20 protein-coding genes are annotated in these 21,890 nt (G+C 60.2%); 9 read left to right on the plus strand and 11 right to left on the minus strand.

What is annotated here, in order from left to right:
* Nucleotides 1–7: 7 nt before the first annotated feature.
* The 7 genes from ACP7E4_RS25985 to rfbB form a co-directional block, all read right to left on the minus strand.
* Entirely contained in the window at nt 8–460 is a 453-nt protein-coding gene (locus ACP7E4_RS25985; RefSeq protein WP_426118592.1) for a thioesterase domain-containing protein, read from the minus strand.
* Nucleotides 457–1,833 (minus strand): sigma-54-dependent transcriptional regulator, encoded by a 1,377-nt coding sequence (locus tag ACP7E4_RS25990; protein ID WP_426118593.1) that lies wholly within the window; start codon nt 1,831–1,833, stop codon nt 457–459. Before ACP7E4_RS25990 ends, ACP7E4_RS25985 begins: the two co-directional genes overlap by 4 nt.
* A complete protein-coding gene (locus tag ACP7E4_RS25995) occupies nt 1,830–3,644 on the minus strand; it encodes a sensor histidine kinase (RefSeq protein ID WP_426118595.1) in 1,815 nt (604 codons plus the stop codon). Before ACP7E4_RS25995 ends, ACP7E4_RS25990 begins: the two co-directional genes overlap by 4 nt.
* Before the next feature lie 174 nt (nt 3,645–3,818).
* On the minus strand, nt 3,819–4,712 hold the full coding sequence (rfbD, locus tag ACP7E4_RS26000; protein WP_426118597.1) for a dTDP-4-dehydrorhamnose reductase: 894 nt from the start codon (nt 4,710–4,712) through the stop codon (nt 3,819–3,821).
* Nucleotides 4,709–5,257 carry a dTDP-4-dehydrorhamnose 3,5-epimerase gene (rfbC, locus tag ACP7E4_RS26005; protein WP_426118598.1) on the minus strand — a complete coding sequence of 183 codons (549 nt, stop codon included), beginning with the start codon at nt 5,255–5,257 and terminating at the stop codon, nt 4,709–4,711. The genes rfbD and rfbC overlap by 4 nt, the downstream gene beginning before the upstream one ends.
* Nucleotides 5,254–6,129, minus strand: a complete 876-nt coding sequence (gene rfbA / locus ACP7E4_RS26010; RefSeq protein WP_426118599.1) for a glucose-1-phosphate thymidylyltransferase RfbA — start codon at nt 6,127–6,129, stop codon at nt 5,254–5,256. Before rfbA ends, rfbC begins: the two co-directional genes overlap by 4 nt.
* Complete coding sequence (rfbB, locus tag ACP7E4_RS26015) at nt 6,126–7,208, minus strand: dTDP-glucose 4,6-dehydratase (RefSeq protein ID WP_426118601.1); 1,083 nt, start codon at nt 7,206–7,208, stop codon at nt 6,126–6,128. The genes rfbA and rfbB overlap by 4 nt, the downstream gene beginning before the upstream one ends.
* Nucleotides 7,209–7,497: 289 nt before the next feature.
* On the opposite strand from rfbB, the gene ACP7E4_RS26020 reads away from it, so the two are divergent.
* The 6 genes from ACP7E4_RS26020 (at nt 7,498) to ACP7E4_RS26045 (ending at nt 16,040) form a co-directional block, all read left to right on the plus strand.
* Complete coding sequence (locus ACP7E4_RS26020) at nt 7,498–10,410, plus strand: aminotransferase (protein WP_426118621.1); 2,913 nt, start codon at nt 7,498–7,500, stop codon at nt 10,408–10,410.
* Nucleotides 10,411–10,693: 283 nt separating this feature from the next.
* Entirely contained in the window at nt 10,694–11,800 is a 1,107-nt protein-coding gene (gene aguA, locus ACP7E4_RS26025) for an agmatine deiminase (RefSeq protein WP_426118603.1), read from the plus strand.
* 639 nt (nt 11,801–12,439) lie between these two features.
* Nucleotides 12,440–13,711, plus strand: coding sequence for an OprD family porin (locus ACP7E4_RS26030; protein WP_426118605.1), 1,272 nt, complete (start codon nt 12,440–12,442; stop codon nt 13,709–13,711).
* A 213-nt stretch (nt 13,712–13,924) separates the two neighbouring features.
* Nucleotides 13,925–14,701, plus strand: coding sequence for an AraC family transcriptional regulator (locus ACP7E4_RS26035; RefSeq protein WP_426118607.1), 777 nt, complete (start codon nt 13,925–13,927; stop codon nt 14,699–14,701).
* Nucleotides 14,702–14,867: 166 nt separating this feature from the next.
* Nucleotides 14,868–15,041 carry a DUF1427 family protein gene (locus ACP7E4_RS26040; protein ID WP_080482243.1) on the plus strand — a complete coding sequence of 58 codons (174 nt, stop codon included), beginning with the start codon at nt 14,868–14,870 and terminating at the stop codon, nt 15,039–15,041.
* Between the two features lie 39 nt (nt 15,042–15,080).
* Nucleotides 15,081–16,040: a quinone oxidoreductase family protein gene (locus ACP7E4_RS26045; protein WP_426118610.1), complete on the plus strand. Its 960-nt coding sequence runs from the start codon at nt 15,081–15,083 to the stop codon at nt 16,038–16,040.
* Between the two features lie 110 nt (nt 16,041–16,150).
* On the opposite strand, the gene ACP7E4_RS26050 is transcribed toward ACP7E4_RS26045, so the two are convergent.
* Nucleotides 16,151–17,716: a methyl-accepting chemotaxis protein gene (locus ACP7E4_RS26050; protein ID WP_426118623.1), complete on the minus strand. Its 1,566-nt coding sequence runs from the start codon at nt 17,714–17,716 to the stop codon at nt 16,151–16,153.
* 403 nt (nt 17,717–18,119) lie between these two features.
* On the opposite strand from ACP7E4_RS26050, the gene ACP7E4_RS26055 reads away from it, so the two are divergent.
* From ACP7E4_RS26055 to ACP7E4_RS26065, 3 genes are all read left to right on the plus strand, one after another.
* On the plus strand, nt 18,120–18,764 hold the full coding sequence (locus ACP7E4_RS26055; protein WP_426118612.1) for a hydrolase: 645 nt from the start codon (nt 18,120–18,122) through the stop codon (nt 18,762–18,764).
* A gap of 363 nt (nt 18,765–19,127) precedes the next feature.
* Complete coding sequence (locus tag ACP7E4_RS26060) at nt 19,128–19,982, plus strand: CAP domain-containing protein (RefSeq protein ID WP_426118613.1); 855 nt, start codon at nt 19,128–19,130, stop codon at nt 19,980–19,982.
* Between the two features lie 43 nt (nt 19,983–20,025).
* Entirely contained in the window at nt 20,026–20,397 is a 372-nt protein-coding gene (locus ACP7E4_RS26065) for a PH domain-containing protein (protein ID WP_331149016.1), read from the plus strand.
* A gap of 18 nt (nt 20,398–20,415) precedes the next feature.
* Here the strand turns inward: ACP7E4_RS26065 and ACP7E4_RS26070 are convergent, their stop codons facing one another.
* From ACP7E4_RS26070 to ACP7E4_RS26080, 3 genes are all read right to left on the minus strand, one after another.
* A complete protein-coding gene (locus tag ACP7E4_RS26070) occupies nt 20,416–20,802 on the minus strand; it encodes an ester cyclase (protein WP_426118615.1) in 387 nt (128 codons plus the stop codon).
* 165 nt (nt 20,803–20,967) lie between these two features.
* Entirely contained in the window at nt 20,968–21,255 is a 288-nt protein-coding gene (locus ACP7E4_RS26075) for a hypothetical protein (RefSeq protein WP_426118616.1), read from the minus strand.
* 422 nt (nt 21,256–21,677) lie between these two features.
* The coding region (locus ACP7E4_RS26080) for a hypothetical protein (RefSeq protein WP_426118618.1) at nt 21,678–21,890 on the minus strand (213 nt) is incomplete at its 5' end.

Below are 21,890 nucleotides of genomic sequence, written 5' to 3' on the forward strand. Positions count from 1 at the left end.
GCTGATACTACCGATGCAACACAAACTGCCCGACAAACTTCACCGCTTCGGCATCGCTGTCTGGCGCACAAATCCGCGTCGGTAACGTCAGGCGCGCGCGGCCGCGGCGTTGGTAGGTGGCGAGGAACTTGTCCCAGAGTGCGGCATCCGGCGCGTCGCAAATCGCTACCGCATCGCCGCGTACCGGCAGCGGATAGCTGATCTGTCCGTCCTGGATCACGATGTGCCCGTCACGGATACCCGCTTCGCGCAGGCGCAGGTGCAACCAACCCCAGCCCGCCAGCACTGCGCCGCAATACAGGCTGCCGCCGAACATCGTGCTCTTGTGATTGATATTCGGCTCAAGGGGCAGGTGCAGGCGCAGTTGCTGGTGTTGCCAGCTCAGGACTTTCACGCCCATCTCCCGAGTCAGCGGGATGTCGTGATGCAGCACGTGCTCCAGTTCTTTAGGCAGGTTCATTCCGCATCCTCGGTGTTACTGCCACTGTCGCCAAAACTCAGGCCGTGTTTGCGCAGCTTGTCGTGCAGGGTTTTGCGCGGCAGGCCGAGGGCTTCGGCGAGGCTGCGTACCGAGCTGTGCGGACGGGCCAGTTCGGCGGCGATCAGCGCCCGCTCGAAGCTTTCGACCTGCTCGCTCAGACCGCCGCCACTGGCGGGCATGGTCGGCACATCGTTGCCTTCCAGCGCCAATTCCAGCCCCAGCGCGAAACGCTCGGCGGCGTTTTGCAACTCCCGCACATTGCCCGGCCAGGTATGGCGCAACAGCAGGGCGCGATGTCCCGGTTGCAGCTCATGCCGGGGCAGGCCATGGCGCATGCTCGCCGCATCGGCGTAGTGCTGGAATAACATCAGCGCATCTTCGCCCCGTTCGCGCAGTGGTGGAATGCGCAGCGGCGCGACGTTGAGGCGGTAATACAAGTCCGCGCGGAAGCGGCCCTGGTCGGCGGCCTGGCGTAAATCTTCCTTGGTCGCGGCGATCACCCGGATATCCAGCGCGATCTGCTGATTGCCGCCCAAGCGTTCAACGACCCGCTCTTGCAGCAAACGCAGCAGCTTGACCTGCACGTCCATGCTCATGCTTTCGATTTCATCAAGAAACAGCGTGCCACCGTTGGCGAACTCGAACTTGCCGATCCGGCGTTTTTGCGCGCCGGTGAAAGCCCCCGGTTCATGGCCGAACAGTTCGCTCTCGACCACGGATTCGGCCAACGCGCCGGCATTGATCGCGACGAACGGCCCGCTGCGCCGGTTGGACAAATCGTGCAGCGCCCGGGCGACCACTTCTTTGCCTGCGCCGGTTTCGCCGAGGATCAGCACGTCGGCCCTGGTTGCCGCCAGCGCGCCGATCTGTTCGCGCAGGCGCAGCATGGGCGCGGATTGGCCCACCAGTCGCGTGCTCAATTGCTGGCGATCGCTCAGGGCCAGACGCAGGCTGCGGTTATCCAGCACCAGACGCCGCAACGCCAGGGCGCGGCGCACGCTGTCGAGCAGGGAATCGCTGGCGAAGGGTTTCTCCAGAAAGTCATAGGCCCCGGCACGCATGGCCTGCACCGCCAGCGGCACATCGCCGTGACCGGTAATCAGCAAGACCGGCAGTTCCGGGTCCTGACTGTGCAATTGGCTCAGCAGTTCGAGGCCATCCATGCCTGGCATGCGGATATCGCTGACCACCACGCCAGGCCAGTCGCGGCCGACGCGGCCCGCCAGACCATTGGCTTCGGTCAGGGTCAATACCTTGAGGCCCGCCAGGTCCAGCGTCTGGCTCAAGGCCTGGCGCAGGTGCGGGTCGTCGTCGATCAGCACTACCTGGATATGGCTGTCGATGGCGGTCATGCGGAAAGATCCTCGGGCGGTTGAAGGCTGACGCCGGACGCACCGGCACGCAGGCGCAAAGTCAGCAGGGCGCCGCCGCCGGGATGATTGGCGAACAGCAACTCACCGCCCAGCGCGCGCATCAGCGTATCGCAGATTGCCAGACCAAGGCCCAACCCCTGCGTGCGTGTCTTAGTCGTGAAAAAGGGTTCGCGGGCGTGAGCCAGTGCTTCCTGGGAAAACCCCGGACCGTTATCGCGAATGAACAGGTTGACGCCTTCCGGGGTTTGTTCGGCACTTAACCAGAGTTTGCGCGGCGGGCCTTTTTCGGTCAGGGCGTCCAGCGCATTGGCCAGCACGTTGCCCAACACTTGACGCAAGCGGGTTTCCCCGGCCTGAACCCACAGCGTGGCGTCCGGCAAATCGCGGATCAGTTCCACTTCCATGGCGCGTCGGCGTTTGGCCAGCAGCGCCAGCGCGTCATCCAGCGCCGGTTGCAGGGCAACACTTTCCGGCGCATGGCGATCACGTCGGGCGAAAGCGCGCAGGTGGGCAATAATCGAGGCCATGCGCCCGGTCAGCTCGCTGATCAGCTTGAGGTTGCCCCGCGCATCATCGGTGCGCCCATGGTCGAGCAGCACTTCGGCGTTTTCTGCGTAGCTGCGAATCGCCGCCAGCGGTTGATTGAGTTCATGGCTGATGCTCGCCGACATGGTGCCCAGCGCCGACAGTTTGCTGGCCTGCACCAGTTCGTCCTGAGCGCGCACCAGTTCCTGCTGCGCCTGTTCGCGCTCCAGCACTTCCTGTTTGAGCCGACTGTTGAGGCCTTCCAGATCGCTGGTACGCTCGATCACCCGCACTTCCAGCTCGCGGCGGGCCTTGGCTTCAAAGGCGATGCGGTCCAGATAATGGCGTCGGCGCTGGATCATGATGCCCAGCAGCAACATCACCACCAGCAACGTCGCGCCGCCGACTGCGACGACCGTGCGTACTGGTCGGTCGATCAGGACGCGCGGTGCGAGGATATTCACGCTCCAGCCGGTTTCATCGATGTGATGAGTCTGGGTCAGCCAGGCCTTTTCGTTGAGCAGCAGCGGGCGTGGATCCCGGGTTGGATACGGCTGGATGGCGATGATCGCCTGTTTTTCCTCTTCGCTCAGGGCGCGGGTGGCGCGGAATCGCCAGTCAGGATTGGAGGTCAGGATGACCACGCCGTTATGGTCGGTGAGCAGCAATTGCTCGGGCGTCTTGCCCCACAAGGTTTCGGTGTGGTCCAGATCGACCTTCACCACCAGCGCGCCGATGACCTGATTTTCGTTGCGCACCGCCGAGGCAAAAAAGTACCCGCGTTTGCCGGAGGTGGTGCCCAGCCCGAAAAAACGCCCGAGATTGCCGGCCATCGCGTCATTGAAATAAGGCCGAAAGGCAAAGTTACGGCCGAGGAAACTGTCTCGTTTATCCCAATTCGATGCGGCCAGCGTGGTGCCGTCCGGGCCCATCAGGTACATGACTTCAGCACCGGTCTGGCGCGAAATTTCCTGGAGCAGCAGGTTGGCTGCGTTGATCGTTCGGGCATCCTGAGGCGCCGCCAGTGCCGCGCGCAAGGCAGGCAGCTGGCTGAGAATCTGCGGCAAGGTTTCGTAACGGTGCAGCGTGCCCAACAGGTTGGCGACGAATAGATCCAGCGTCTGGCGATTCTGGCTGATCAGCTCGTTACGGTAATAGCGCTCGGCCAGATGCTCCAGCGGCCACAACAGCGGCGCGAGCAGAATCGCCAAAAGCGCCAGGCTGCGCCAGCGGGGACGGGGCGGAAGTTTGGAGGTGGTGATCATGGTCTGCATGCGCCGTGAGGGTCAGTTCGATACTGGTCCTTTGCCATGCAAAAGGCTTTCGCGAGCAAGCTCGCTCCCACAGGTCTATGGCAGATTCTGTGGGAGCGAGCTTGCTCGCGAAAGCGTCAGTTCAAGCACAAGAGCCATTCGTATTGAATACTTTCGGCATTATGCCTAACGCTGCTCCCTCAGGCACTCCAGCAATGCGCTGTGCCAGTCGGTTTGTTGCACGCCCCATTCGCGTTGCAGTCGGCTGCAATCCAGTCGCGAGTTGAGCGGGCGCGGCGCGGGGGTTGGATAAGCGCTGGACGGGATGGGGTGCAACGTCGCGCATTTCTTGCCGCTGTTGATCAACTCCTGACCAATTGCCTCGGCAAAACCGAACCACGAGGTCTCGCCACTGGCGGTCAGGTGATAGGTGCCCCAGGCGCCGGGATTGCCATTGCGCCAGCGTTCGATCAACTGCCGCGTGCTCTGGGCGATAGTGCCCGCCCAGGTTGGTGCGCCGATCTGATCGGCCACCACGTTCAATTCGTCCCGTTCCTGCAACAGACGTTGCATGGTCAGCAGAAAGTTGCGCCCGACGGTGGAGTACACCCAGCTGGTGCGCAAAATCAAATGCTGCCCGCCGATGGCGCTGATCGCCTGTTCGCCGGTCAACTTGCTTGCACCATAGACGCCGAGGGGTTTGGGTTCGTCCTCTTCGGTGTAGGGCGATTGCTTGCTGCCATCGAACACGTAATCGGTGGAGTAATGAATCAGCGGGATGCCCAACTCTTTCGCCTGCCGGGCAAAAGCGCCCGCTGACATCGCGTTGATCTGAAACGCTGCTGTCGCATCGGTTTCCGCCTGATCCACTGCGGTGTAGGCGGCCGCATTGATGATCAGGTCCGGTTGCTCGGCTTGCACCCGATCAATCACCGCCAATGGATCATTCAGATCCAGTTGATCGCGGCCCAGCACCACCAGTTTGCCAAGGTCCACCAGGCTTTTCTGCAAGGCCTGGGAGACTTGGCCATGCTGGCCGGAAATGAGGATTTTCAGCGATCTTTCGGTGCGATCTGTCATGGGAAAAGATCAGCCTCCTTCAGGGTTTTTGCGTTCTGGTCCTTGGCCGACATTTTCGGCTGCTTGCCATCCAGCTCCCAATCGATACCAAGGTCCGGGTCATCCCAGCGGATGCAGCGCTCTGCGGCCGGGGTATAGTAATCAGTGGTCTTGTACAAAAACTCCGCGTAGTCGCTGAGCACCACGAAACCGTGGGCAAAGCCCGGCGGCACCCACAACTGGCGGAAATTCTCGGCGGACAGCTTCACGCCGACCCATTTGCCGAAGGTCGGCGAGCTGCGGCGGATGTCCACGGCAATATCCAGCACTTCGCCAGACGTCACGCGCACCAGTTTTCCCTGGGCATGTTCGATCTGATAATGCAGGCCGCGCAGCACGCCCTTGGCCGAGCGGGAATGGTTGTCCTGCACGAACTGGGTGTTGAGACCGGTGGCATCCTCGAAGGCCTTGGCGTTGAAGCTTTCATAGAAGAAACCCCGTTCATCACCGAACACACGCGGCTCGATGATGATGACTTCAGGCACTTCACAGGCAATCACATTCACTGATTTTCCCCCGCAAGCTTGAACAGGTATTGGCCATAACCGGTCTTGCCGAAATAGTCGGCACGCTGGAGCAAGTGCTCGCGATCCACCCAGCCGTTCTGGTAGGCGATTTCTTCGAGGCAGGCGACTTTCAGGCCCTGGCGATGTTCGATGGTCTGCACGTATTGCGACGCGTCGAGCAGGCTGTCGTGGGTGCCGGTGTCGAGCCAGGCAAACCCGCGCCCGAAACGCTCGACGCGCAGGTCGCCGCGTTCCAGATACGCGTTGTTCACGTCAGTGATTTCCAGCTCGCCGCGTGGCGATGGCTTGACGTCCTTGGCGATCTGGATCACTTCGTTGTCGTAGAAATACAGGCCGGTCACCGCGTAGCTCGACTTCGGATGCTTGGGTTTCTCTTCGATGGACAGCGCGCGGCCGTCGTCGTCGAAGTCGATCACGCCAAAGCGCTCCGGGTCCTTGACCCAATAACCGAACACCGTCGCGCCTTCGGTATGGGCCGCGGCTTTTTGCAGCTGTTCGCTGAAGTGCTGACCGTGGAAGATGTTGTCGCCCAGAATCAGGCACACCGAGTCGTCGCCGATGAACTCTTCGCCGATCAGGAATGCCTGGGCCAGGCCATCGGGTTTAGGCTGCTCGGCGTAATGAAAGTTGACCCCGAACTGACTGCCGTCGCCCAGCAGATTGCGGTATTGCGGCAGATCCTGAGGCGTGGAAATGATCAGGATTTCGCGAATGCCGGTCAGCATCAGCACCGAGATCGGGTAGTAAATCATCGGTTTGTCGTAGATGGGCAACAGCTGTTTGGAGACACCCAGAGTGATGGGGTGCAGGCGGGTGCCCGACCCGCCTGCCAGAACGATTCCCTTGGTCATGCGATCAGATCCTTATGGTTGGTGAAGCCCAGTCGTTGGCCCTGATAGCTGCCGTCCTGCACTCTGCGGCACCATTCCAGGTTGTCGAGATACCATTGCACAGTTTTGCGTAAGCCTGATTCGAAGGTTTCTTCAGGCGTCCAGCCCAGCTCGCGCTCGATCTTGCCGGCATCGATGGCATAGCGCAGATCGTGGCCCGGACGATCCACCACGTAGGTGATCAGGTCGGCAAAATTCGTCACGCCAGCGGGATGCTCCGGCGCCAGTTCTTCGAGCAGTGCGCAAATGCTGCGCACCACGTCGATGTTCTTCTGCTCGTTGTGGCCGCCAATATTGTAGGTCTCGCCGACCACACCTTCGGTCACGACCTTGAGCAGCGCCCGCGCGTGGTCCTCGACAAACAGCCAGTCGCGCACTTGCAGGCCGTTGCCATATACCGGCAGCGGCTTGCCCGCGAGGGCGTTGAGGATCACCAGCGGGATTAGCTTCTCGGGGAAGTGAAACGGGCCGTAGTTGTTCGAGCAATTGGTAACCACCACCGGCAAGCCGTAAGTGCGATGCCAGGCGCGGACCAGATGATCGGAAGCTGCCTTGCTGGCCGAATACGGTGAGCTGGGTGCATAGGGCGTGGTTTCGGTGAACAGGTCATCGACGCCGTGCAGGTCGCCATACACTTCGTCGGTGGAAATGTGATGGAAGCGAAACGCTGCGCGCTCGGCTTGCGGCAACTTGAGCCAGTAACCGCGCACGGCTTCCAGCAGGCTGTAGGTGCCGACGATGTTGGTCTGAATGAATTCCGCCGGGCCGTCGATGGAGCGGTCGACATGGGATTCAGCGGCCAGATGCATGATGGCGTGCGGCGCAAAGCGCTCAAGCACGGCGCTGACCTGGGCCTGATCGCAGATGTCGGCCTGCACGAACTCATAGCGGGTATTGGTCGCGATGCTGGCCAGCGACTCGAGGTTGCCGGCATAGGTCAATTTGTCGAAATTAAGCACATCATGTTCGGTGTTCTGGATCAGATGACGGATCAGCGCCGAGCCGATGAAGCCCGCACCGCCAGTTACAAGTATTCGCATGAGCTGGCCTTCTTCCTTGTTGGTCGTAAGACGTATGGAGCATAGCTTGTGGGCGTGAGCAGGCCCGCGCAAGCAGCATCAAGCAAGAATGGTCGCTTGGGTCATGAAAAGAATTGATTGGCCCCCGGCCGTTGCGTCATAAAACCGGCGATGGCGATTCTACGGCGCTCTGAATTGGTGTCGTTAATCCGACGCAACTATAGTTGGGGGGCTAAGCACCCAAGCCATGCCTGATTTGCCCTCGTCGGCCGGGCCGGGCAAGCCCGTCCAAGACTATTTGAGGTTGTTCATGCCCCTCGCCACGTTGATTCGCCGTTCCAGTCTGCCATGTCCGGAAATCACTACAGAGCAGGCGCTGCAACTGCTCGATCAACATTACGGCCTGAGCGGTACGTTGAAGACGCTGGGCAGTCAGCAGGACCGCAATTTCCTGCTCGACACCGGCAATCGCCGCTATGTCCTGAAAATCTGCCATGGCGCGTATTCGCCTGCCGAGTTGCAGGCCCAACACGCGGCGCTGGGGCATCTGGCTGCTCACGCGAAAGTCAGCGTGCCAGGCGTGGTCGGCAGCAAAAATGCCGAGCAGCTGCTGTCGCTGGAAATCGACGCAAAGCCCGTGCATGTACGCTTGCTGGAGTTTATCGACGGGCAGTCACTCAGCCATCTGGCGCATCTGCCAACCGATGTCGTGGTCGGGCTCGGCGAGCTGTGCGCCCAGGTTGATCAGGCGCTGGCAGGCTTCGAACATCCGGGACTGGAGCGCATCCTGCAATGGGACCCTCGGCATGCAATGGCGCTGATCAAGCATTTGCTGCCGGTGATCGACGACGTCGATAACCGCGCTTGTATCGCCGAGGCGGCCGAGCAGGCGCAGGATCGTTTGCTGCCGCTGATTGCCGCGCTGCCGATGCAGGCCGTGCATCTGGATATCACCGAATACAACGTGGTCTGGGCACGCGACGCACAGCGTCAATGGCAGTTGCAGGGTTTGATCGACTTCGGTGATTTGGTCTCCACTTGGCGCATCGCGGACCTTTCCGTCACCTGCGCGGCGCTGCTGCACCATGCTAACGGCGATCCGCTGTATATCCTGCCGGCGATTCGCGCCTACCACGCGATCAATCCCTTGCAGCGTGAAGAGTTGCAGGCGCTTTGGCCGCTGATCGTCGCACGTTCGGCGGTGTTGGTGCTCAGCAGTGAACAGCAAGCCAGGGTCGAACCGGACAACACTTACATTCAGGCCAATATCGCCAGCGAATGGGGCATCTTCGATCTCGCCACTTCCGTGCCGATTGCCCTGATGGAAGCGGCGATTCTCGCGGCGCTGGGCATGGCGACGGTCAAACTCCCGGAACCGATTTACTTCCCGTTGCTGCCGAGCCTGATCGGTCGCGAATTTCGACGGGTGGACCTGGGCGTGCTGAGCGAGCATTTCGTCGCGGGCAACTGGCAGCAGGATGGCATTGACGAGCAGTTGTTGACGCAAGCCGCGCAGGCAACCGGCCAGGCGGCGAGCCGTTTCGGCGAATATCGCCTGTCGCGCACCCTGATTGACAGTGCGAAGCAACCCGAGACCTGCGCCTTGCACGTGGAGTTGAGCCTGCCGGAGGCAATCGCCTTGCATGCGCCGTTCAGCGGCACCTTGCGCATGACCGCCGACGCCGCGTTATTGCTGGTGGGCGAGCACATCAGCCTGCGCCTGTGGGGCGCCGCTAGCCAATTGCAGTCCGGGCAAAGGGTCGTCGCCGGAGACGAAATCGGCCAAAGCGCCGGTTCGCTGATCCTGCAACTCTGTTCTGCGCCGAACTTGAGCCCGCCGTTATTTGCCACGCCAGCCTGGGTTGATGCCTGGCGTGCGTTGTGCCCGTCGCCTTCGACGCTGCTGGGTTTCCCCTGCGATGCGCCGCCGCTGCCGGATTCGACGGGGCTGCTGGCGCGTCGTGATGCCAGCTTCGCTCGTTCGCAAAAACATTATTACCAGGCACCGCCGCACATCGAGCGCGGCTGGCGCAATCATCTGATCGACATGCAGGGCCGGTCTTATCTGGACATGCTCAACAACGTTGCGGTCCTCGGCCACGGCCATCCGCGCATGGCGGCCGAAGCGAGTCGGCAATGGTCGCTGCTCAACACCAATTCGCGCTTTCATTACGCGGCCATCGCGGAATTTTCCGAACGCCTGCTGGAGCTGGCACCGCAAGGCATGGATCGGGTGTTTCTGGTCAACAGCGGCACCGAAGCCTGCGACCTGGCGATTCGTCTGGCCTGGGCGTTCAGTGGCGGGCGCGACATGCTCTGCGTGCTGGAGGCCTATCACGGCTGGTCAGTGGCGGCGGATGCGGTGTCCACCTCCATCGCGGATAACCCGCAAGCCTTGAGCACCCGTCCGGACTGGGTGCATCCGGTTACGGCGCCGAATACCTATCGCGGCGAATTTCGCGGCGCGGACAGCGCGCCGCAATACGTGCGCAGTGTCGAGCAGGTCTTGCAGCAGTTGGCCGCGCAACAGCGGCAGGTGGCGGGGTTTATCTGCGAGCCGGTTTATGGCAACGCCGGCGGGATTTCCTTGCCGCCGGGTTACTTGCAGCAGGTTTACCAGAAGGTCCGGGAGCGGGGCGGCGTGTGCATTGCCGATGAAGTGCAGGTCGGTTATGGCCGGTTGGGCCGGTACTTCTGGGGTTTCGAAGAGCAGGGCGTAGTGCCGGACATCATCACCATGGCCAAAGGCATGGGTAACGGCCAGCCGCTGGGCGCGGTGATCACCCGCCGGGAAATCGCCGAGGCACTGGAAGCCGAGGGCTATTTCTTCTCGTCAGCCGGAGGAAGCCCGGTGAGCTGCCGCATCGGCATGGCGGTGCTCGACGTGATGAAAGAGGAAAAGCTGTGGGAAAACGCGGAAATTGTCGGCGGACATTTCAAGGCGCGGCTGGAAGCGCTGATCGATCTGCATCCATTGGTGGGCGCGGTACACGGCATGGGCTTCTATCTGGGCGTCGAGCTGGTGCGTGATCGCCAGAGCCTGGAACCGGCCACTGAAGAAACCGCCTATTTATGCGAGCGCCTGCGGGAACTGGGCATTTTCATGCAGCCCACCGGCGACTACCTGAATATCCTGAAAATCAAACCGCCGATGGTCACCACCCGGCAGAGTGTGGATTTCTTTGTGGATATGGTGTCAAAGGTGTTGGCTGAGTTGGAATAAGGCGGCGTTCGCCGCGCCAATGATCTTTGTGGGAGCAAGCTTGCTTGCGAAGGGGAAAGTACATGCGACAGGTTTTGTATCTGAAAGATTGCCTTCGCGAGCAAGCTCACTCCCACAAGTGCGTGGTTTATCCAGATTAATATCGGCTTATCTTGAGTTAAATCTGATCCTGCCCTGGCCTCAGGCTTTCAGCCCCGATTTTTATCGGCTATAAAGGCATCCAGAATGTCACCGCACCTCTGCTATGGTGATCAGCCTTTTGAATCCGCCCCTCGGAGACCTCATGACAACGCTCAATAGCACGCCGCGCGCCGACGGCTTTTACATGCCGGCCGAATGGGCGCCGCAGACCCAGACCTGGATGGTATGGCCGGAGCGCCCGGACAACTGGCGTCTGGGCGGCAAACCGGTGCAGAGCGCTCACGTTGCGGTGGCCAAAGCCATCGCGCGGTTCGAGCCGGTGACCGTCGCCGTTTCCGCCGAACAATACGACAACGCTCGTGCGCGCCTCGATGTGCCGAACATTCGCGTGGTGGAAATCAGCAGCAACGACGCCTGGGTGCGCGACACCGGTCCGACCTTCGTCATCAATGACCACGGTCAGGTGCGCGGCGTGGATTGGGACTTCAACGCCTGGGGCGGTTTCGACGGCGGGCTGTATTCGCCATGGAACCTGGATTCCCAACTGGCGAGCAAGGTCCTGGAAATCGAGCGCAGCCCGCGATATCAGACCAAGGGGTTCGTGCTCGAAGGCGGCTCGATCCACGTCGATGGCGAGGGCACGCTGATCACTACCGAAGAGTGCCTGCTCAATCGCAATCGCAACCCGCACCTGTCCCGTGCAGAGATCGAAGCCGTGCTCAGCGACAACCTGGCGGTCGACAAAATCATCTGGTTGCCGGACGGCCTGTTTAACGACGAAACGGATGGACACGTCGATAACTTCTGCTGCTACGTGCGCCCCGGCGAAGTGCTACTGGCCTGGACAGATGATCCCGAAGACCCCAACTATTCGCGCTGCCACGCGGCGTTGAGTATTTTGGAAAACAATCGGGACGCCAAGGGTCGGTCATTCATCGTGCACAAGATGCCGATTCCGGGCCCATTGTTCGCCACCCATGAAGAATGCGCAGGCGTTGATCAGGTGCATGGCAGTCAGGAGCGCAACCCTTCGGTGCGTCTGGCCGGTTCCTATGTGAATTTCCTGATCGTGAATGGCGGGATTATCGCCCCCAGCTTCGACGATCCACTGGACGAAACGGCGCGAAAAATCCTGCAAACGCTGTTCCCCGAGCATGAAGTGGTGATGGTTCCAGGCCGCGAGTTACTGCTCGGCGGCGGCAATATTCACTGCCTGACCCAGCAGCAACCCGCCCCGCATCGGGTCTGAATTGTAGGACGATATTTCCGTCCGGACACACAGTTGGTCCCGATCTTGCTCTCATTAACCCATCACTCGATGGGTTTTTTATGGGTCGCGGTTTGCTGGTCTATGCTTTTGGATAGATCTGTAACGAAGTGTTTAATCGTTTCCCGCGTCTCTCGTCTGTCATATAGCACCCGTACATTTAGCTCCTCACGACTTACAGAGGTTGTCCCTATGAACGCAGCTCTAGAGCACCATGCTCGCGGTTTGTCTGCTAGTAGCGAGGCTCGTCAGGTAATGGCGGATTGGTTAAGGACGACCAATATTCGAACACCTCAACGACCGGATGTACGCAAAATGCTTCTTCAGCGTTACCCGGCCGGGTTGCTGGAAGAGGCGGAACTGGAAGCGTTGATCAACGTGCATCGAGACTCCAACAGCTCGTTCTAGAGCGGTTGGATGTTTCAAAGGTGTTACAAGCAAATTGACACCTTTTAAACCTGCGTCTAGGATTTGCGTCCTCCGCCCGTGGCCTAATGCCATGCATCAGTAGTCCACTGCGATGATTGCGCCGGCCTTTCGAAACCTGTTTTTTCGGAAGGCCAAACGACTGAACAAGTCGTCGCCACGGCGCGTGATCAATCCGCAGAAAGGGAATTACCGATGCTCACTACACGTATCAGCTTGCTCACACTGGGTCTGATCAGTGCTGGACAGGTCATGGCTGACGGCCAGGCCGACTCGAAGGGGTTTGTTGAGGACAGCAGCCTCAACCTGTTCCTGCGCAACGCGTACATCAATCGCGATTACAAGAATGGCCGCGAAGACAAGGCCGAATGGGGCCAGGGCTTCACCGCCAACTTCGCCTCGGGTTTCACCCAGGGCACGGTCGGCGTGGGCGTCGATGCGTTCGCGTTGTACGGTTTGCGTCTGGATGGCGGCAAGGGTCGCAGCGGCGCGGGCGGTATCGACTTCTTCAAGCAGGGCGACAGTGGCGCAGCGGCGGATGACCTGTCGCGTTTTGGCGGCGCAGTAAAAGCACGTGTCTCCAACACCGTGATCAAGTACGGCGACCAGATGCCAGAGTTCCCGGTGCTGAGCTACGACAACTCGCGCCTGCTGCCGGAAAGCTACACCGGCACGCTGATCACTTCCAAAGAGATCGATGGCCTGGTGGTCAACGTGGGTCGCTTCACCCAACAGACGCGTAAAAGTGCCGAAGGTCGCGACAGTGGCGATCTGAAAAGCATCAACGTCTACGGTGCCAGCTACAAATTCACCGACGCGTTCAGCGCTGCGTTCTACGCCTCCGACGACGAAGACACGCTGAAAAAGCAGTACCTGAACCTGAACTACGTATTTGCCCTGCAGCCTGACCAGTCGCTGACGTTCGACTTCAACGGCTACAAGACCGAGCTGGACAAGGAAATCGCCGACAGCGGCGAGCGCGACAACAAGATCTGGAGCCTGGCGGCGACCTGGGCAGTGGGCATCCACTCGTTTACCATCGCCCACCAGCGCAGCACCGGCGATACCGGCTACAACTACGGCGGTTATCGCAATGCCGGCGGCTACGGTGATGGTGGCAACACGATCTACCTGGCGAATTCGTACTGGTCCGACTTCAACGGCAAGGACGAGCGTTCCTGGCAGGCGGGTTACGGCGTGAACCTGTCGACCGTGGTCACTCCGGGCCTGAGCTATAAAGTGGCTTACGTGCGCGGCGACAACATCGATGACGGCACCAACCGCGGCAGCGGCGAAGAACGCGAAATCTTCAGCCAACTGACCTACGTGGTGCAGAGCGGCCCGGCGAAAGACTTGTCGGTGCGTTTGCGCAACTCGTTCCTGCGTGTGTCCGACAACGCCAGCAACTACAACAGCGAAGGCAACGAAACGCGGATCTTCGTGGATTACCCGATCAACGTGTTCTGATAGTTGGAGGCTTGCCCGCGAAGGACTTTTCGCGAGCAAGCTCGCTCCCACAAGTGAAATGCGGTCATCTCGTGGGACCAGATTTATCCGGGAAGGCGTCGGTGCAGACACTACATCTGCGGCATCTGTGGGTTGCCCCCAAACATAGAGTCTCCCACAATGGGTGCTGGCCTGCGCTACCATGTGCCATCCCGGCACCCGACCTGATTACCCATGGCCCTCGCGACGCCTCCCGATCTTTCTGATATTGCCGTGCCCGTGCAACCGCTGGCGCGTACCTATCCGCGTGGGCGCTACATCGAGCCGCATGAGCACGTCTGGGGTCAGGTGCTGTACGCCACGTCCGGCGTGATGTGGGTCGAAACGCCGTTGGAAGCGTTGGTCGTTCCACCGCAACGGGCGGTGTGGTTGCCGCCCGGTGTGGTGCATGGCATTCGCGTTGTGACCGACCTGGAAATGCGCAATATCTACCTGCGTCCGGCCATTGCCGAAACCCTCGAAAGCACGGTGCAGGTTTTCGAAGTCGGCCGTTTGTTGCGCGAATTGATCCTCGGCCTTGTCGCTCAGGATCACGAACAGGCGTCGGAGTATTACGACGCGTTGGTCGGACTGGCGCTGCTGGAACTCAAGCGCGCCAAACGATCGATTCTGAAAATCCCCATGCCCGATCAATCCGACCGCCGTCTGATGAACCTGTGTCAGGCGGTCATGAGCGAGCCGTCGCTGGCGATTGCGTTCGAGCAGCATGCGGAAAACGCCGGGGCCAGCGTTCGCACCCTGGCGCGCCTGTTTCAAAGCGCACTGGGCATGGGCTTTGCCGAGTGGCGTCGACAAGTGCAACTGGCCACCGCCGTGGCGGAAATCATTCAGGGCGTGCCCGTCAGCACCATCGCCCGCTCACTGGGCTACTCGCCCAGCAGCTTCAGCGACATGTTCCGTCGGGAGCTGGGTGTGGCGCCGTCGAAATACCCTGCACAAACGCCCACTTAGGAGCGAACCTGTGTGGGGGCGAGCTTGCTCGCGAAGCGTCCTGTCACACACCTCGCCAACAAGTTGGCTCCTACCGGGATTTGGCCGATATTCCGAAGTCCTTGGCCGATAGCTTTTCCCTGCCGCTCGTAAACTTTGCGCATTCCAAGTTTGCCCGGAGTTCACCATGAGCTATCTCATTTCCATCGTTATTGGCATCGCCGTCGGCCTGCTCTACGGCGCCCTTGATTTCCGTTCGCCTGCGCCGCCCGCCGTGGCGTTGGTCGGTCTGACCGGCATGTTGCTGGGCGAAAAAATATGGCCCATGGGCAAGCAATTGTTTGCCAGCTGGGTGTCCTGATTTCGAATCGCGCCGAATAAACTTCACCAGAGGCCTTCCATGAAAGCACTGCAATTTTCCCGAACCGGCGACCTCGCCGCGCTGCAATACGTCGAACTGCCCAAGCCGATCCCTGGTCCGGATGAAGTGGTGATCCAGGTGAAAGCCGCGGGCCTGAATCCCAGCGACGTCAAAAACGTGCTGGGTCGTTTTCCCTACACCACGCTGCCACGCGTGCCGGGGCGGGATTTTGCCGGGGTCGTGGTGGAAGGCCCGCAGGCGCTGCTCGGCCAGGAAGTCTGGGGCACTGGCAAAGAGCCGGGCTTCTTTCGTGACGGATCCCACGCTGAATTTCTCACCTTGCCGGCCAAGGGCGTAGCGATCAAACCCACGCATTTGAGCTTCAGCCAGGCCGCCAGCCTTGGCGTGCCTTACACCACCGCATGGGACGCGTTGCAGCGCAGCCTGGTCGGTGCCGATACGCGTTTGCTGGTGATCGGTGCCAATGGCGCGGTCGGCAGTGCCGCCCTGGCGCTGGGCAAGATTCTTGGCGCCCAGGTCCTCGGCGCGGTACGTCGCCCGGAACAACTCAAGACGCTGCAGGATCAGGGCTTCGACGCCATTTTTCTGGACAAGGCTGAAGAACTGGCCGGACAAGTCAGCGCGATTTACCAGGGCGGCGCCGACGTCATCTTCGACACCACCGGTTTCTGGCTGCCCGCCGCGGTGACTGCGTTGGCGCCGTTCGGCCGCATCGCCATCATCGCCGCGCCGGTAGATGGCCACGTGCAATTGCCCGCCCTGGCGTTGTATCGCAAAGGCGGCTCGGTGGTCGGCATCAACTCGTTGCTGTACGACTGCCAGGCCTGCGCGAAGATGCTCGACCAGTTCGGCCGATTCTTCGACGAAGGCAGCTTGCCGCTGCCCACCGGCCTGCTTGAATCACCGCTCAGCGAAGGCCTGGCACGCTACGCCCAGGTCAACCAGGGCGCGGGGGAGAAGGTGATTCTGTTGCCATGATGCGTCTGTGGGAGCGAGGCTTGCCCGCGAAGAACGATGGCGCGGTCTGTCTGGTCCACCGAGGCGCCTGATTCGCGGGCAAGCCTCGCTCCAACGGGCGGCCTCTTGCCTTAGCGGTTAAACCGCTCAACCAGCGCACGCAGCCCGCGTGACGCCGCTTCAAGCTCAGCGCCGCGCGATACGGCGGCGCTGGCGTTGTTGGCGGATCGTTCGAAGGTCTCGGCCACGTTATTGATCTGCCGGGAGATGTCCTCGGCCACGTGCGCCTGTTCTTCCGAAGCCGTCGCCATTTGATGGCCCATGCTGCTGATCCGGCCGATCACTTCGCGAATACCTTGCAACGCATCCTGCGCCTCGATGACCTGGGCAACACCTTTGTCAGCCTCGCTGATCCCCAACTGCGCAATGCTGACCGCGTCGTCGGCACCCTTTTTCAAGGACGCGATAACCGCCTGGATCTGCTGGGTCGACTCACGCGTCTTGCCCGCCAACGCGCGGACTTCATCGGCAACCACCGCAAAGCCACGGCCTTGTTCACCTGCCCGAGCCGCTTCGATGGCGGCGTTGAGCGCGAGCAGGTTGGTCTGATCGGCAATCGCTTGAATAACCCCGGCCGCCGACATGATCTGCTGGGTTTCATTGGCCAGGTTATCGACGGCGCTGCTGATATTGGTGACCGTGCCCGCCAGACGCTGAATCGCTTCGCGGGAAGTGCCCGCCACTCGGTTGCCTTGCTCGGCAAGCTCATTGGCCGTGCTGGCTTCGGATGCGGTGTGCTGCACATGCCTGGCAACTTCGTTGATCGAGGCGGCCATTTCAGTCATGGCCGCTGCGGTCATGTCCGTCTCGGCACGTTGCTCCAGCAGGGCGCGCTCGGTTTGCGAGGAGAGCTGAGTGGAATGCCCCGCCGCTTCGGAAACCTGATTGGCCAGATCGCTCAGGCGGGTCAACGCGGTTTTGAGGCGCGCGTCCTCGCTGAGCAAAATCATTTCCACGCGAGCCTGGGAACCGTAGGCATCGCTGTAAGTCAGCGCGCTCACCGGATCGGTAAATGCATTCGGCGCGCTGTTGATGATGCTGGTCAGCTGCCGTTCGCCGCGCATATAAGCCCACGCGCCCAGCGCCACAAACAACCCGGCGATGACCACTTGAGCGACGATGCCGGGGAAGAAGTTATTCACGGCGAGGGCGATGACTGCGGCAACGACTGGCACCGCGACGATGCTGGCAAACACACCCAGATGACGGGCGCCGGTGACTGCGCTTTTGCCTTCACGCAAACGCGCATACAAAGCTTCGGCACGGGCGATTTCCTCGCGCGTCGGCTTGACCCGCACGGACTCATAACCGATCAGCCGACCGTTCTCCAGAATCGGCGTCACGTACGCGCTGACCCAGTAGAAATCGCCGTTCTTGCAGCGATTCTTGACGATGCCCATCCAGCTTTTGCCCGCCTTCAAATAGCCCCACATCACGCCGAAAACATCTTTGGGCATGTCAGGATGGCGAACCAGATTGTGTGGGCTACCGATGATTTCTGCCTGGGAATAACCACTGATTCTCGCGAACTCATCGTTGCAATAGGTGATTTTGCCGCTTGTATCTGTCGCTGAAATCAAACGTTGTTCGGCAGGAAAGGTTTGCTCGGTTTGGGTCACATGCTTGGCCATCTTCAACATCCGTAAGAAGTACTTCAAGAGCCGCGCTGGCAGCGAGGTCCGGCCAACAGTGGGGGGAGTATAGGTAGCGCCTTGGCGTTATCAATTTTGCACCCGACTTTTGTGCCGGGGTTATCCGGCACTCGGCAAAGTCCTATCGGCCTGTCGCGGCAGTTCTCCAGCCGGAATGATGAACGGGAGAACTGCCTGGCTGATAGCCGCCCAGCTTCTCGATTTCTCACGTCCTCAATCCGGGCAAAAGCAATGTCCCTAAAATGGAAACAATGAATCCGTATTTTGGGTAATTGTCTCGATTAGGCGCTGGCATTATCTTTGTTCCAACGCCGCAGAACACAGCCAAACGCTGAAGCGCGGCAACCGGACTCAGCTACTCAATCTAATGTTTAAAGGGAATAAAACCATGTCGATCCGCGAACTGCTCAACCCAACCAACTCCGCCCTGATCCTCATCGACCACCAGCCGCAAATGGCTTTCGGCGTCCAGTCGATTGACCGCCAGACCTTGAAGAACAACACCGTGGGCCTGGCCAAGGCCGCCAAACTGTTCAACGTGCCGACCATCCTGACCTCGGTCGAAACCAAAAGCTTCAGCGGCTACATCTGGCCAGAACTGCTCGGCGTGTTCCCGGATCAACAGCCCATCGAACGTACTTCCATGAACTCCTGGGAAGACAAGAAACTGGTCGAAGCGGTCAAAGCCACCGGCCGCAAAAAACTGATCATCGCCGCGCTGTGGACCGAAGTCTGCCTGACCTTCCCGGCCCTGGAAGCCATGGAAGAAGGCTACGAGGTGTACATCGTCACCGACGCCTCCGGCGGCACCACCAAAGAAGCCCACGACATGTCCGTGCAGCGCATGATTCAGGCTGGCGCAGTACCGGTTACCTGGCAACAAGTGCTGCTCGAATACCAACGCGACTGGGCGCACAAAGAAACCTACGACGCGGTCATGGAACTGGTCCTGGAACACAGCGGTGCATACGGCATGGGCGTCGACTACGCCTACACCATGGTCCACGGCGCGCCGCAGCGTAAGGTCGTCTGATCCACTAAACCCCTGACCGAATCGCCCCCGAACAGCAATGTTCGGGGGCGATTTGCGTTGCAGCGCCAGCACAAAAAACTGTTGGAGATTTCCTGGCCGGAATGCCTGGCTTTTGTGGGAGAGGACTTGTCCTCGATCGCCAGCCCAGACAACCCGAATCCGCCTGACCCACATGCAGTGCTGAATTTAGAGCCATCGAGGACAAGTCCTCTCCCACCGGGAAGTGGCATGACCAGGATGCGCTGCCCCCCAGCAATCCCCCGCCCGTCGTGCAACTTGTGCCAAAACCCGCAGTCATACACCCGCCATAATTCACCCGCTCAAGAATCACCTTCCTCGCCGTCCCATCAGAGCTGCCGCCCCATGCGCCCAACCGCTCGTTCTTATATCCTGCTCTGCCTGATTCCCCTGCTCGCGCTATTCACCGGCTCAGCCCAAGCCAGTGGAGAAGGGTTGCTCGCCCAAGCCATCAACGACTACCGCGCCCAACCCTCGCGCTGCACCAGCAGCACACCCCGCGCCTTGTCGCCGTTGGCGCTGAAGTCGAAACTCGCACTGCCCATCGGCTTCGGCGGCGATCTGCGCGAGACACTCAAGGCGTCCGGCTATCGAGCGGTGTCGGTGCGCACCATCCGTCTGGTCGGCGCGCCTGATGCGGACGCCGCTTTCGATATGCTCCAGCGCCGCTATTGCGCGGCGTTGCTCGACACCGATTTCGCCGACATCGGCATCACCCGCGCAGCGAACGAGTGGCGCGTGGTGCTGGCCAAACCGCTGCTCGATGGTCGCCTGGAAGACAAACAAACCGCCGGCAAAACCTTGCTCGCCCAAGTCAACGCCGCCCGCGCTCAACCGCGCATGTGCGGCCGCAAACCTTACGCCGCCGCCCGCCCGCTGGCGTGGAACGCTGCATTGGCAACCGCCGCGCAACAACACAGCCTGGCCATGGCCAATGAAAGCTACTTCGCCCACATCGATCCCAACGGCGACTTGCCCGAAGACCGCGCCCGAGCCGCTGGTTACGGCGGTCGCCAAGTCGGCGAAAACATCGCCAGCGGCCAAGGCTCGGCAACCACCGCAATGCAAGGCTGGCTCGCCAGTCCCGGCCACTGCGCGAATCTCATGAACCCGATGTTCACCCAGGTCGGCGCGGCATACGGCACCAACTCGCGCAGCCATGCCGGGGTTTACTGGACGATGGTATTCGGCGCGCCTTGATGGGTATGCTCGGCGCAGGATTTTCATAAGCGAGGATGGACCAATGCTGGATTTCAACAACAAGGGCTTTTTCAAACTCAAACAAAACAGCGAATACGCCGAGCGCGTGCAATCGCTGCTGCTGGAAGACGAAGAAGTCATCGACGCCTACAAATCCATGCGCGACGGCGTGGTGTTCACCAACAAACGCATCATCTCGGTCAACGTGCAGGGCATCACCGGCAGCAAAAAAGACTTCACCTCGCTGCCCTACAAAAACATCGTCGCCTACTCCATTGAAACCTCCGGAACCTTCGACCTCGACTCCGAACTGGAAATCTACTTCTCGTCCCTGGGCAAAGTGAAATTCGAATTCACCGGCAGAACCTCGATAGTCGAAATCTCCAAGCACATCTCCCGCTATCTGCTGGATTGACCGCCCGCTGTCGAAGCTCTACAGCTGAGCCTCGATAGCCGCTTTATCGACCACCGACCAGACCCGCGCAATCTTCCCGTCGCGGAACTGATAAAAGACATTCTCGGTAAAACGCACCCGCTTCCCGTTCACCGCCAGCCCAAGGAACTCACCCTTCGGGCTGCAATCGAAACCTAGGCGAGCAGCAATATGGTCGGCGTCAGCGACCAGCAACACAATGTTGAACTGCAAATCCGGGATCTGCCGAAAGTCGTTCTCCAGCATCTCCCGATAACCCGAAAGCCCGAACGGCCGGTCGTTGTGATACGCGTCCTCGTGCACGAAGTTGCCTAAAGCGGGCCAGTTTTTGGCGTTCAGGCAGGCGATGTAGGATTTGTAGATTTCGGGGAGATTTGAGGTGGTCATAGGCTGCCTCGAATTTTAGGCGCTCGAAATGCGCGTAACCCGTTGGAGCAAGGCTCGCCCGCGAAAGCGTCAGATCAAACAACGCATTCGCGGCCGAAAAAACCAATCGCGGGCAAGCCTCGCTCCAACGAGGCAGCCCTTCGAGCCGCCGCAGGAAACGTGAATTTACGACGTTTTACTTCCCGCTTCCAACCCGGCAACCGCCGCTTCCACCAACACCCGCGCCGCCTCAATCTGATGCATCACAGACCGCGCGAGCGCCCCAAATTCCTTGGTGCTGTTATCCGCTGATTCATAAGCGGTGGCGGCCGCGCAGGTGAGGTATTCCGAGGCGGTTATCAGGGCGTCTTCGACTCTTACGCCTGGCTTTGTGGTGAGCAGACTCATGCCGATTTCGAAAGGCTTGGTCTGTGGGGCTGGGTATTCGGTTGGATGCGATTTGGAACTGAGCATAGTGACTCCTTGGTTTGTTGAGCCATCACTCATCGCGACTAAACGACGGGTGGCGGCTGAGCGCGGGTTAGTCGACCGGGAACCAAGCAAACCCGGCGCACCCGAAGGTGCCCCGTGCACAGCCGCCATAAATCGCCATGCCGATCTTGGGATACGGTCATGCTGGCGGACACGCTTTGCTGGTAGATCGGGCGACTAAACCCTGTCGTTGATTTTCAACGACAGGCAGGAAATTAGCCGCAGCGTCAGGCATCCACAAGCGTCGCAGAGGATATCCACAAAATTCAGAATCGTCTTACAGATGGGCGGATTTATTGCTGAAGGATGTTTCTGGGTTGCGGGGATTTGGGGGTGATTTTCTGATGGGGTGTTGGGTTTTTGGCCAGATTGGAGCGGCAGGGAAGGGCGCTCGCCTTGGTACATCAGAACAAGACGAGCGAGCTGATATCTAGCCAGAACGCTGCGTTATTACGCTCTACTCTTTTCTTCCAACCCGGCAACCGACGCCTCAACCAGTGACCTTGCCCCCGAGAAACGTATCCCTTAACCCGGCGTCGGGGTTGAGTATCTAAGGTTGTTGCATTTGCCAGTTCTTCTCGTATTGCATCGGGCTTACGTAAAGCAGAGTCGAGTGC

It is taken from the genome of Pseudomonas sp. DSP3-2-3 (assembly GCF_049898225.1).
In the GTDB taxonomy this organism is placed as follows: domain Bacteria; phylum Pseudomonadota; class Gammaproteobacteria; order Pseudomonadales; family Pseudomonadaceae; genus Aquipseudomonas.

Excerpts from the sequence above, each read along its gene's own strand:
- ACP7E4_RS25985 (WP_426118592.1), bottom strand. The coding sequence starts at position 460 with ATGAACCTGCCTAAAGAACTGGAGCACGTGCTGCATCACGACATCCCG.
- ACP7E4_RS25990 (WP_426118593.1), bottom strand. The coding sequence starts at position 1,833 with ATGACCGCCATCGACAGCCATATCCAGGTAGTGCTGATCGACGACGAC.
- ACP7E4_RS25995 (WP_426118595.1), bottom strand. The coding sequence starts at position 3,644 with ATGATCACCACCTCCAAACTTCCGCCCCGTCCCCGCTGGCGCAGCCTG.
- rfbD (WP_426118597.1), bottom strand. The coding sequence starts at position 4,712 with ATGACAGATCGCACCGAAAGATCGCTGAAAATCCTCATTTCCGGCCAG.
- rfbA (WP_426118599.1), bottom strand. The coding sequence starts at position 6,129 with ATGACCAAGGGAATCGTTCTGGCAGGCGGGTCGGGCACCCGCCTGCAC.
- rfbB (WP_426118601.1), bottom strand. The coding sequence starts at position 7,208 with ATGCGAATACTTGTAACTGGCGGTGCGGGCTTCATCGGCTCGGCGCTG.
- ACP7E4_RS26020 (WP_426118621.1), top strand. The coding sequence starts at position 7,498 with ATGCCCCTCGCCACGTTGATTCGCCGTTCCAGTCTGCCATGTCCGGAA.
- aguA (WP_426118603.1), top strand. The coding sequence starts at position 10,694 with ATGACAACGCTCAATAGCACGCCGCGCGCCGACGGCTTTTACATGCCG.
- ACP7E4_RS26030 (WP_426118605.1), top strand. The coding sequence starts at position 12,440 with ATGCTCACTACACGTATCAGCTTGCTCACACTGGGTCTGATCAGTGCT.
- ACP7E4_RS26035 (WP_426118607.1), top strand. The coding sequence starts at position 13,925 with ATGGCCCTCGCGACGCCTCCCGATCTTTCTGATATTGCCGTGCCCGTG.
- ACP7E4_RS26040 (WP_080482243.1), top strand. The coding sequence starts at position 14,868 with ATGAGCTATCTCATTTCCATCGTTATTGGCATCGCCGTCGGCCTGCTC.
- ACP7E4_RS26045 (WP_426118610.1), top strand. The coding sequence starts at position 15,081 with ATGAAAGCACTGCAATTTTCCCGAACCGGCGACCTCGCCGCGCTGCAA.
- ACP7E4_RS26055 (WP_426118612.1), top strand. The coding sequence starts at position 18,120 with ATGTCGATCCGCGAACTGCTCAACCCAACCAACTCCGCCCTGATCCTC.
- ACP7E4_RS26060 (WP_426118613.1), top strand. The coding sequence starts at position 19,128 with ATGCGCCCAACCGCTCGTTCTTATATCCTGCTCTGCCTGATTCCCCTG.
- ACP7E4_RS26065 (WP_331149016.1), top strand. The coding sequence starts at position 20,026 with ATGCTGGATTTCAACAACAAGGGCTTTTTCAAACTCAAACAAAACAGC.
- ACP7E4_RS26070 (WP_426118615.1), bottom strand. The coding sequence starts at position 20,802 with ATGACCACCTCAAATCTCCCCGAAATCTACAAATCCTACATCGCCTGC.
- ACP7E4_RS26075 (WP_426118616.1), bottom strand. The coding sequence starts at position 21,255 with ATGCTCAGTTCCAAATCGCATCCAACCGAATACCCAGCCCCACAGACC.